The sequence below is a fragment of the Mucilaginibacter sp. genome (assembly GCF_036383575.1).
Classification (GTDB): domain Bacteria; phylum Bacteroidota; class Bacteroidia; order Sphingobacteriales; family Sphingobacteriaceae; genus Mucilaginibacter.
Genome location: NZ_DASVOB010000388.1, coordinates 1 through 11,191, shown reverse-complemented (window position 1 = coordinate 11,191; position 11,191 = coordinate 1). Strand labels below are relative to the sequence as shown.

Here is an 11,191-nt window from a genome sequence, read left to right as displayed (position 1 = left end):
AATGATGATAAACTGCTGGTAGATTTTTTACAGGAGAGTGGCGTGATCACTCACTTTGATGAAAAGGGGCTGCCTTTTTATAACGAGTTTTACCTTTGCTTTGATCCTGAAGAACGACTGCTCATCAACGGGCACTGGCAGGAAGGCATAGTCCCCGATTTTGGTGTTACCGATAATGACCGCAAGCAGGTAGTACGTTTTTTCAACCTGGTAACCCAGCTCAAAAACGCCCGCGGAAACGATGGCAAATACGCTTTTGATATCCCGCTGGATAACAGCTCGGTCGATGATGCTTATCGCAAGCTCGACAGGATAAGTTTTCAGGATTATTTAAAAGAAAACGGTTTTAACTCGCCCTACTTATTGTGGTATTTAAACTATTGCTGTAAGGATGATTATGGCACACCGGCCATGAACGTGAGTGCATGGGCCGGTCTGCATTATTTCTCTGCCCGGAAAGGAACTGCTGCCAATGCCGACCCAAACGCGGTAATTACCTGGCCTGAAGGTAACGGCTGGCTGATGAAAAAATTAAAGGAGCCGGTTAAAGGTCACATCCTAACATCGCACCTCGCTTACGATATTCAGTTGGAGCACAATGGCAAGGTTGCGGTAAAAGTCCTCGACCTTAAACAAAATACATCTGCTATTTTTCATGCCGATAAGCTGATCATGGCATCGCCTCAGTTTGTTAATCAAAAACTGCTCAAAAACATTGTACGACCGGGCTTTGATGTAAGTAAGCTGCATTATTCGCCATGGCTTATAGCCAACCTTACCGTTAATGAGATCCCCACCGCTGCTAAAGGCATGGTGCTTTGCTGGGATAACGTAGCCTATAACACGCCATCGGTAGGTTATGTAAATGCAAATCAGCAGGATATAAAGCTGGTGGAAGCAAAAAAGGTGATCACTTACTATCTACCACTTTGCGATAAGGAACCACGCGTGGCCAGGCTTGCCGCCTACACCCGCACCTATGAGCAGTGGCTGGATATAGTGATAAGCGAAATGGAACAGATGCACCCCGGCATAACCGAACATATTGAACAAGCCGATATGTGGCTTTGGGGCCACGGCATGATAGCTCCGTCGGTAAATTATATCTGGGGCGATAACCGCAAACACGCAAAGGAGGCTGTTAACGATCAGATCTTTTTCGCGCATACCGACCTTAGCGGGATTTCAATTTTTGAAGAGGCCTTTCACCAGGGCATCAGGGCGGCACAACAGGCTATTGAACATAACAATGGAACAGCTTAAAACAGGCAAACAACCATGGGTAAAAAACGCCATCCCCGACGGGATCTTTATCCTGTCGCCACCGTTTATCGCCTTGTTTATTGTTATGCTTTTTCCTGCCCAGTTCAAAAATTCGGTACTGATGCCGGTGCAATACTGGGTTGTGCTGATTGTAATGATTGATGTTGCCCATGTTTACAGTACACTTTACCGCACTTATTTTAATCCGCCCGAATTTAAAAAGCAGCCCCACGTACTTATAGCAGTTCCCTTGTTTTGTTATATAGGCGGCGCAATGCTTTACCTGGCGGGCGGCATATTTTTTTGGCGGGTGCTGGCATACCTTGCTGTTTACCATTTTATAAGGCAGCAATATGGCTTTCTGCGTATTTACTCGCGCCATGAAAATCAAACATCATTATTTAAGTATCTTGACAATACTACTATTTATATAGCTACCATATACCCCTTGCTATACTGGCATTTTGCCGGCTCAAAAAAAAACTTCAACTGGTTTGTTAATGGCGATTTCGTTTTATTCCATTTTGAAGGCTTGCTTATAGCCGCAAAGATCATTTACCTGCTTACTATAGCACTGTTTACCATAAAAGAAGCCTGGCTTTACATAAAAACCAGGCGGTTTAATTTACCTAAAAACATGATAGTGTTGGGCACTTTCCTGTCATGGTATTTCGGAATTGTTTATTATAACGGAGATATGGCTTTCACCACGCTCAACGTGGTATCGCATGGCATCCCGTACATGGCATTGGTTTGGTTTTATGAGCAAAAAAAATTCACCGGCTGGAAAAGCTATCGTACCAAATTCATGAAAGTCACTTTTAGCAAATACGGGGTATTTTCATTTATCGGGCTGCTTATTTTGTTTGCTTATGTAGAAGAAGGTCTTTGGGATGGCCTTATCTGGAAAGAGCACGTTTCGGTATTCAGGATATTTGCGGGACTGCCGTCCATTAACAGTGATATGCTGCTGGCCTTAACCGTTCCGCTTTTAGCCTTACCGCAATCAACCCATTATGTGCTTGATGGTTTTATTTGGCGTATGCGGAAGCAAAAAGAAGCTTAGCAAAAAGCTCCCGGCTTAGGCCCGGGAGCTAACAAGAATTAGATCTTCATTATGCTAATATGCTGTTGATCAGCTTCAGCTCTTCATCTGTAAACGAAGTATTGGCCAAACAACCGATAGAGTCGGTAACCTGTTCCGGTTTACTTGCGCCGATCAGTACCGAAGTAATCCGCTTATCTTTCAGGATCCATGATAGTGCCATCTGGGCCAGGTTTTGACCGCGCTGCAAGGCAAGCTCATTCAGCTTTGCAGATTTGGCTATATTTTGCTCAGTTATGGCATCTTCGTCAATTGCTCCGTTACCACGGTGAGCCGCAGCCCTTGAACCTTCTGGGATACCTTTCAGGTACTTATTGGTTAATAAGCCTTGTGCCAGCGGTGAGAACGGGATGCAGCCAACACCTTTATCTCCCAGCACATCAAGCACCCCCCCCTCAACCCACCTGTCAAACATGGAGTATTTAGGCTGATGAATTAAACATGGAGTACCAAGTTCTTTCAATACAGCAACCGCTTTTTCGGTTTCAGAGGCGCTGTAACTTGAGATACCAACATACAAAGCTTTACCCTGGCGTACTATCAGGTCTAATGCGCCCATGGTTTCCTCTATAGGGGTTTCCGGATCCGGGCGGTGGTGATAGAAAATATCCACATAATCAAGCCCCATGCGTTTAAGGCTTTGATCCAGGCTGGCCACCAGGTATTTTTTTGAACCCCAGTCGCCATAAGGGCCCGGCCACATGCCCCATCCTGCTTTGCTCGAAATGATCAATTCATCGCGATAGCTTTTAAAGTCATCTTTAAAAATATGGCCAAAAGTTTCTTCGGCTGATCCTGCCGGCGGACCGTAGTTATTGGCAAGGTCAAAATGGGTAATGCCTTTGTCAAAGGCCAAACGTAAAATATTACGGGCATTCTCCAGGCTGTCGATACCACCGAAGTTATGCCACAGGCCAAGCGACACCGCAGGCAGTTTTAAACCGCTGTTACCGCAACGGCGGTATTCCATATCCTGGTAACGGTTTTGATTGGGTAGATAGGTCATATCTTAAATAATTAGTAAAATCCAAAGTTGGCTTATCTCTCACAAAAATCCATTGAACTGGGACAAGAAATAAAATTATTTACCGCCTAAAATTTGGAAGGATGCCTACAGGGTGACTTATATTTGAACCATGTTTCAAAATATCAACAATTACGCGGCACGATCAGTTAGTTTAACTGCTGAGGAAACGGCGCGATTTAATGAGATCTTGGAATACCGTAAAGTACCCAAAAAGACCCGTTTACTTGCAGCAGGCGATATCTGCAACTTTGAAGCTTACGTAAACAAAGGCTGTATCCGCGAATATATTATTGATGAGAACGGCGTGGAAGTAACCCTTCAATTTGCCGTTGAAGACTGGTGGGTAAGCGACCTGGCCAGTTTCCAGGACCAAAGCCCCTGCACCATGTACATTGAAACCCTGGAAGATTGCGAACTGCTCATCCTCACCCGCGATTCAAAAGAGCGCTTGCTAACCGAAGTACCCAAACTGGAGCGCATGTTCAGGCTCATGCTGCAAAGACATTTAACCGTGGTTCAAAAACGCTTGTTTAAAACCATCTCCACTACTGCAATGGAAAAATACCTGGAGTTTATTAACCGTTACCCCAGCATTCCGCAAAGGGTGCCACAACATTATATAGCTTCGTATTTGGGTATTTCGCCCGAGTTTTTGAGTAAGTTAAGGACACGGAATTTGAGGAAGTAACTATATAAACTTACGGGAATTGCGTTCCCAATACTTTTTAATAAATCCCCATTTATAATCCTTGTATTTTTCAATCTCGCCGATCGGGTACTTCTGTATCTGGCGTTCTTCTTTACCGTTTATTTTAGATATAAAAATCCCCATTTTTTTATCTCTCTCACAGCCCAATCCTGAGATATTGCCAATTTTAATAATCTTATTATTCACAATCTTAAATAAATCGCTGTCCCAGTTCATGTCAGCACAACCGCTACGGTGGTAAGAATAATATAGATGAGTGCCTTTCAATTTTTGAGGATCGGGATAATCCGGAAAATCTTTTACAGGAGCAAATTTCTTAATACGGCTATCGTACAGCAACAGGTCACAACGACCAGGCACATTTGACATATGCTCAATAAACAGATCTTTATAACCATCACCATTAAAATCGACAAATTTGAACGAGGAAAAGCCTTCATCATAATAATCAGTATTTTTAAGATGCAAAACTGTTTTCCCATCAGCGTTTAAAATTGATATCGACCAATCGCTGCTTCTATAAATTGCCTTATAACGCACACCGTCAATTTTGGCACTTGTAGTTTCATAAGTATCTTCCTGGGCAAATAAATAATTAGGGCAAATTAGGAATGCGACAGCGATAAGCAGGATTTTCATTAAGGAATATTTGCACCTCTAATCTAAACAAAAAAGGCACACCGTTAAAACGGTGCGCCCTTTTTAAGATAATTATGATAAATTAATACAATTTAATTTCGATGGATATGCAACCCATTAAACTGCCTTTTACCGTTTTCATACGATGTGTTGCCTTTAGCAAAGCGGGGATATTTTTCGCTATATTTTTTAAATACGTTATCGGGCTGTTTTTTCCCGTTTATGATCAGTTCTTCGCCGTTAAATGAAAGATCATGCAGTGCATCTTCGTTCGGGATAATACGATCAGCCACAAAATCGCTGATCATCTGCTTTAATACCCGCTGATCTTCGGCGGCCTGCTCCTGGTCGCGCTTGGCCTGGATCTGATCGCGGGATGCCTGCTCCTGGTCGCGTTTAGCTTGCTCTTGATCACGGCCCGCCTGTTCCTGGTCGCGTTTGGCTTGCTGCTGGTCTTTGGCGGCCTGTTCCTGATCACGCTTAGCCTGCACCTGGTCGCGTTCGGCCTGCTCCTGTTCAACTTTTGCGTGCTGTTGATCACGGGCTGCCTGCTCCTGATCGCGTTTAGCCTGCTGCTGATCACGACCGGCTTGTTCCTGATCTCGTTTAGCTTGTGCCTGATCCCTTTTCGCCTGGATCTTGTCTTTCCTGATCTGCTCACGGATAGAAGCTATCACCGAGCTGTATTCACTCCATTTGATCGATGGGATAATTTCGCCGTCTACTGCCAGGGCCATCAGCTTGTTGTTTGCCAATTCCATTTGGTAGGTTTTTCCATTCCAGTTGGTTTGGATGCGTTCGCGCCCCTTACCATCAAAAGTATCGTAATTGTTATAAGAGTTGAAGGCCGTTTTTTTTCCCGGCTTTTGCGCATTTGCAGCAGTTGTTAACGCCGTTGCAGCTATCAGCAACAGGGCACTTCTTAAATAATTTGTTTTCATTTTTTTGTTGATTTAAAAGTTTGCGAAGGCTATAGGCCTTGTATCTGTTTATTCCTGTTATTTTTCTTTTAGTTTTTCCAATGCCTTTTTTCCACCCTCATTTTGCGGATTGAGAACAATTGATTTTTGGTACATTTTTATGGCATCTTCCTTTTTACCCGCACCGGCAAGTGCCTCAGCGTAACTATCATAAGTATTGAAACTTGCCGGAAACAAAACGATATTGAACTTAAACACTTCCAAAGCTTCGTTCAGGAAACCGTCATTCATCAAATTATAACCAAGCCTGTTCAACTCCTTCTCGTCAATAAAATAGTTGCTGGTATCTGTTTTGAGTTTATTGAAAAGCGTAGCTGCCGCTTCAGGGCCTTTCTGATGCAGGGTTATTACGTAGTCTTTAGCCAGCGACCGTTTGCCGCGGTAGATATCATTCCCGTTATTTAAAATATAAAAGGCATTAAGCCCTTCGGGATGAAGGCCGCGATGCGTTACATTATCAAGAATAACAACAGTTTGCTTCCGGGTTATATTGCGAAGAAATAACGTAACCACACCAGATGAACCACCCGAATGCCATACAACTTTGCCATAAGTTGTGTCCCGTAGTATCTCCCAGCCAAGACCATAATATGATTTCGTATTTGCCCAGCCAGCGCTTGCTTTACTTCCGTCATTAAGTAAGGTCGGGACAAAGGCCTCTTCAAGCACTTTCTGTTGCAGTAATTTGCCGCCGTATAAAGCTTCATCAAACTTTAGCAGGTCGCCGATGGTGCTCACAACCGCGGTAGGCCCAATTATAGCACCCAATATTACCGACTCGATATGATCGCCTTTTACCGAATCGACACGTTTCAACTGCCCCGGCGAATAGCTAATAAATTCATAGCGCTGAGCCCGGTTCTTGTCGGCCACCGGCAGCAGAGGTGTTTCAATGTAAGTATGGGCCATCCCGGCAGGCTTAAAAACATATTTAGCCAAATAGTCCTGGAACTTCATACCGCTCAGCTTTTCAACTAACAGCGCAAGCAATCCGAAACCGGTATTTGAATAGCTATACCTTTCACCTGTTTTGAATAATAAACCACGACTGTCATTTTTCAGTGCCGGGATCAGGTCATTCAAGGCGTAGATCTTTTCGGGGTTTTCGCTGTAAGGCTTTTCAAAGATCTGGTAATCGGGCAAGCCGGAAGTATGTGATAACAGATGTCGTAAGGAGATCTGCTTCCAGGGAAACTCAGGAAAATACTTGATGAACGGATCATCCAATTTAAGCTTGCCGTTTTTCTTAAGCTGTAAAATAGCTACCGCTGTAAACGTCTTTGACACTGAAGCCAGGTTAAAAGCAGTTTGGTTTGTATTCAACAACTTTGAAGCCACGTCGGCATAGCCAAACGAACGCTGGTAAACAACTTTTCCTTTTTTGGCAACCAGCACGTTACCGTTAAACTCGTGCTGATCATATAAAGTCGTAAACAAGCTATCCAGGCGCCTTTGCTTATCCTGTGCCAGCAAAGCGCTGGTTATCCCGTTGAAAAGTATAAGCAACAGGCATGCAGTCACCATACCTTTCGGTAAATAATGTTCCTTCATCTTTTATTAAATTTTTGTTAGTAAAAGGGCAATACAATGCCACCCCAGTCAAAGCTGGTTCGTAAAATCCCGGTTCTTCTGAATTAAAAATACAAAGCTCCGCCTGCGGGCAGCGCTGCCCGGTAAAAAAAGCCTGTTCTGTTGTTAATTGATTTACTGTGCGCTTACGCTGTTTTTGGGTTTAGCTGGTTTGGGTGCTATTGGTTGTTTTACTTGCAATTGATCTCGCCGGGCCTGCTCCTGGTCGCGCTTGGCTTGTACCTGGTCCCTTTCGGCCTGTTCCTGGTCAAGTTTAGCCTGCGCCTGATCACGCATGGCTTGCTCCTGGTCGCGTTGGGCTTGCTCCTGATCCCGACGGCCTTGTTCTTGCTCTACTTTGGCGTGTTCCTGATCGCGTTTGGCCTGATCCTCATCACGACGGGCTTGTTCCTGTTCCGGGTTAAGCTTTGTTTTATCAGTTACTGTCTGCTGATTTTCCTGTTCGGCCCGCAGCTTTGCTGCTAATACGTCGCGCTCCAGCTGCTCCCGTGGAGACACCGGTTCGGCGTTAGCCATAACTACATTTTCAATGGGAGGAACAGTTTTTTGAACATCAGCAATGTATTTACGTTTTGCAAGTTTCGGCTTAGCAATTGCTACTACTTGCGTACCGGCAGGCTGTATAATCCGTTGTTCCTGTTTATATATATGAGTGCTGCCATTTTCCGGGTAATTAACTTTCCTTATCTGGGCAATAGCGGCAGTGGCTATAATTGCCGAAAGGACAATAACGCCAACTATTAAAAATGCCCGCTCTCCCGAAGTTACCGTTTTGCTTTTATTACCCAGGATGCGGCTTACCCTTTGCAGTAACTGGTTCTTTTTACCGGGAAACGCAACCGCGTAATTTGTGCCATAAATTGAATATTCTTTAAAACTGATGAGGGCATCTATAAACTCCCGCTTATTTTTTGTTTGGGCGAGGGCGATATCATCACAGCAGTTTTCCCGCTCGTCACGCAACAGGGCCGAGATCCATAACAAGCCCGGATTAAAGAAAAATACGGTTTCGGCAATGGTTTGTAAAAAGTTAACGATATAATCATGCCTGCGGATGTGGGCCAGTTCATGCAGTAACACTGCTTCCACCTGCTCGGGCGGCAACCCGGCCAATAAACCCACCGGGATCAGGATAACCGGCTTCAGGTGACCAAAAACCATCGGCATTTTTACATAACCCGATTCCAATAGTTTTACAGCCCGCTTCAATTGCAGCTTTTCGCAAAGTTGTTCAACCCGGCTTCTCCAATATTCAACGGGTTCTGATACCTGCCTGTATTTAGCAGTATGGATAAACATGAGCCCGCGCATCATCCGTACCGAACGAAACAAGAAAAACACAAGCCATAACAACACAACCATAGGGGCATTGGCAGTAAAATATCCCACACATGTATTGGCAAAAGCCCGGACCCCATCCGCATTAAGGCTTAATAAAGCCGATGCCCTGCCGCCTATAGCATTACCAAACTGCACCATGCTTTGCTGAGCTGGTTTATTCCATTCCCAAACAAAAGTGAAGATGCAGGCAGCAATAAATAATAAAAACTGTACAAGTACCAGGTTGTACCTTATTACAGCACTTGTTTTTTTGGTAAGGAGCATTACCACCGCACTGATAACCGCCAGCAACATACCCTGCCATAGTGAATGGATCAGCATCCAGCTAAAAGCCTGTATCAGGCTGTGGGAAATGGTGTTGGTGTTAAGGAGCAGGTACATATCTGTAAAGTTTAATTATTTATCATCCATGTTTTTGAGCAGCTCTTTTATTTTTTTGAGTTCTTCGGCCGATGTTTTGTTGTTACCCAGCAAGGCTACCATCAAATCGCTCGGCGAACCGTTATACATTGAATCAACAAAGCGGCCAAGCATATTACCTTTTACCTTGTTTTCTTCAACCACCGCGTTGTAAATGTGCTTCATATTGGTTTCATCGCGTTCAAGCATCCCCTTCTCTTTCATTACCTGCATCAGCTTAAGGGTACTGGTATAAATTACCGCTTCCTTTTGCTCGTTAAGCTTATCATGCACAAACCTCACTGTCGATGGGCCATACTGCCATAACACCTGCAATACATCCATTTCGGTTTTGGTGGGCGTTAAATCAGCAGTAATATCCTTTTTAAACAAACTCATAGACCAAAGGTATGTATTAAAAACGTACGTTGCAATAGCTAAGTTATTTTTATCGGAAAAAATTTCTACCTAAAACAAAACAACCACCCTAATAGTAAGGTGGTTGCACAGTATACATAATAAGATCAGTGTTTTAAAAACTTTTGGCGAAGGTCAGGCCTACCTTTCCGTCCTGGTAGGTTGGCAGCAATAATGAATTGTTATTGCTCTTCTCATTTCCACCGCGGAACAAACTGTTACGGATCAGCGGGTACAGGTAATAAGCAGCCTTGGTTGACAGGATACCGAAACCGGCCCCAGCTACGATATCGCTAAACCAGTGCTTGTTGTTGTATACACGCAATATAGCTGTAGCGGTCGCAAAACCATAACCTACGCCTCCATATATCGGCGAACGGTCACCGTATTCCTGTGCCATAAATTCGGCCGAAACAAAGGCGTTGCCGGTATGTCCTGATGGAAATGAAAACTTATCTGAACCATCAGGCCGCTCACGGTGAGTAACGCGTTTTAAACCGAAGGTAGTACCAGCAAATATGGCTTCTGAAAGCACAAGCAGCATAGTGCGGTCGATAAAAGTATTTTTACCATGTATGCCTGCCAGGTTCAGTGCATAAACTGATACTATCGGCGCGTATTGCATATAATTATCCACCTTGGTATGAAAACCAGGATGATCCTTGTTCATATCATTGTGTACACGGTAATCAATATTGCGTATAAACCCTACTTTTAACGATAGTAAACCATAAGTGATAAATGCAGCCGGCGGTATGTATGATGGAAATTTACTTTCAAGATGTTTAACCGTATCCGGCAAAGTCAGGATATTCCTGGCAGAGTCTTTTTGCAAAGAATCCTTCTTTACTGCAACTTTTTGTAATGTATCTTTAACCTGGGCATATGATGGCAACGTAAACGAAGCTGCCAATAGCATCGAAATAAAATAAAACCTAAACTTTTGCAAAGAATCCCCCTTATTAAGCGCTGATAAATACAATTATACAATTTAATTCTGTAGAATTTCTGAAGCGTACAAACAATAAATTAACACGCTGTTAACGTAAATCACACCTTATATGTTGTATATCCTTTCAAATTGATTTTGAGGCTGATAGATTTCGTTTTAATTGTCCTTTTAACAATAAATAAAATTACCTATGTTTGGCTTGCACTTCCAATAAACCACCAAACTACCTGAATGAAGATCCTCAAACTTATCCCCTGTTTCCTGCTGCTTATCAGCACCCATGTTTTTGCCCAGGACCAGGCCCATATCACCATCAATTTACACGACCAGGTTGGCGACATGTACCCAGTTTGGGCATGGTTTGGTCACGATGAACCCAATTATACCTACATGAAGGACGGGCGTAAGCTCCTTACCGAGTTATCCGCTTTAAGCCCGGTACCTGTACGGATGCGTGTTCATAATTTGCTCACCAGCGGCGATGGTACAGCGGCACTAAAGTGGGGATCGACCAATGCCTACACCGAGGATGCCAACGGAAACCCTGTTTACAATTGGCATTTGGTAGATAGTATATTTGATACTTATATTAAACTGGGGATGAAGCCATACGCCCAGGTAGGTTTTATGCCCGAAGCCTTATCGACACACCCAAAACCTTATCGCCATTACTGGAAACCAGGCGATAATTATGATGATGTTTACACCGGCTGGGCGTATCCACCAAAAGATTATAACAAATGGGAAGAGCTTGTTTATCAATGGGTAA

Annotated in this window: 11 protein-coding genes; 4 read left to right on the top strand and 7 right to left on the bottom strand. The window is 43.7% G+C overall.

Annotated features, from left to right (window positions below; genetic code table 11):
• Window positions 1–1,263 (top strand): FAD-dependent oxidoreductase (locus tag VF500_RS13635; RefSeq protein WP_330860198.1); only part of this gene is annotated, 1,263 nt, incomplete at its 5' end.
• Window positions 1,250–2,329, top strand: a complete 1,080-nt coding sequence (locus tag VF500_RS13630) for a hypothetical protein (protein WP_330860197.1) — start codon at window positions 1,250–1,252, stop codon at window positions 2,327–2,329. The genes VF500_RS13635 and VF500_RS13630, both read left to right, overlap by 14 nt.
• A gap of 49 nt (window positions 2,330–2,378) precedes the next feature.
• On the opposite strand, the gene mgrA is transcribed toward VF500_RS13630, so the two are convergent.
• On the bottom strand, window positions 2,379–3,374 hold the full coding sequence (gene mgrA / locus VF500_RS13625; RefSeq protein ID WP_330860196.1) for an L-glyceraldehyde 3-phosphate reductase: 996 nt from the start codon (window positions 3,372–3,374) through the stop codon (window positions 2,379–2,381).
• A 130-nt stretch (window positions 3,375–3,504) separates the two neighbouring features.
• Here mgrA and VF500_RS13620 point away from each other — a divergent pair, with 130 nt between their 5' ends.
• Window positions 3,505–4,083, top strand: a complete 579-nt coding sequence (locus VF500_RS13620; protein WP_330860195.1) for a Crp/Fnr family transcriptional regulator — start codon at window positions 3,505–3,507, stop codon at window positions 4,081–4,083.
• Here VF500_RS13620 and VF500_RS13615 read toward each other — a convergent pair whose 3' ends face one another.
• From VF500_RS13615 to VF500_RS13590, 6 genes are all read right to left on the bottom strand, one after another.
• Complete coding sequence (locus tag VF500_RS13615; RefSeq protein ID WP_330860194.1) at window positions 4,084–4,743, bottom strand: XAC2610-related protein; 660 nt, start codon at window positions 4,741–4,743, stop codon at window positions 4,084–4,086.
• 92 nt (window positions 4,744–4,835) lie between these two features.
• On the bottom strand, window positions 4,836–5,684 hold the full coding sequence (locus tag VF500_RS13610) for a hypothetical protein (RefSeq protein WP_330860193.1): 849 nt from the start codon (window positions 5,682–5,684) through the stop codon (window positions 4,836–4,838).
• A gap of 57 nt (window positions 5,685–5,741) precedes the next feature.
• A complete protein-coding gene (locus tag VF500_RS13605; RefSeq protein ID WP_330860192.1) occupies window positions 5,742–7,274 on the bottom strand; it encodes a serine hydrolase domain-containing protein in 1,533 nt (510 codons plus the stop codon).
• Between the two features lie 153 nt (window positions 7,275–7,427).
• Entirely contained in the window at window positions 7,428–9,035 is a 1,608-nt protein-coding gene (locus VF500_RS13600; RefSeq protein WP_330860191.1) for a M56 family metallopeptidase, read from the bottom strand.
• A 15-nt stretch (window positions 9,036–9,050) separates the two neighbouring features.
• Window positions 9,051–9,452, bottom strand: a complete 402-nt coding sequence (locus VF500_RS13595) for a BlaI/MecI/CopY family transcriptional regulator (protein ID WP_330860190.1) — start codon at window positions 9,450–9,452, stop codon at window positions 9,051–9,053.
• Between the two features lie 133 nt (window positions 9,453–9,585).
• Window positions 9,586–10,389, bottom strand: coding sequence for a phosphatase PAP2 family protein (locus VF500_RS13590; protein ID WP_330860189.1), 804 nt, complete (start codon window positions 10,387–10,389; stop codon window positions 9,586–9,588).
• A 264-nt stretch (window positions 10,390–10,653) separates the two neighbouring features.
• Here VF500_RS13590 and VF500_RS13585 point away from each other — a divergent pair.
• A partial coding sequence (locus VF500_RS13585) for a GH39 family glycosyl hydrolase (RefSeq protein ID WP_414688579.1) occupies window positions 10,654–11,191 on the top strand: 538 nt, incomplete at its 3' end.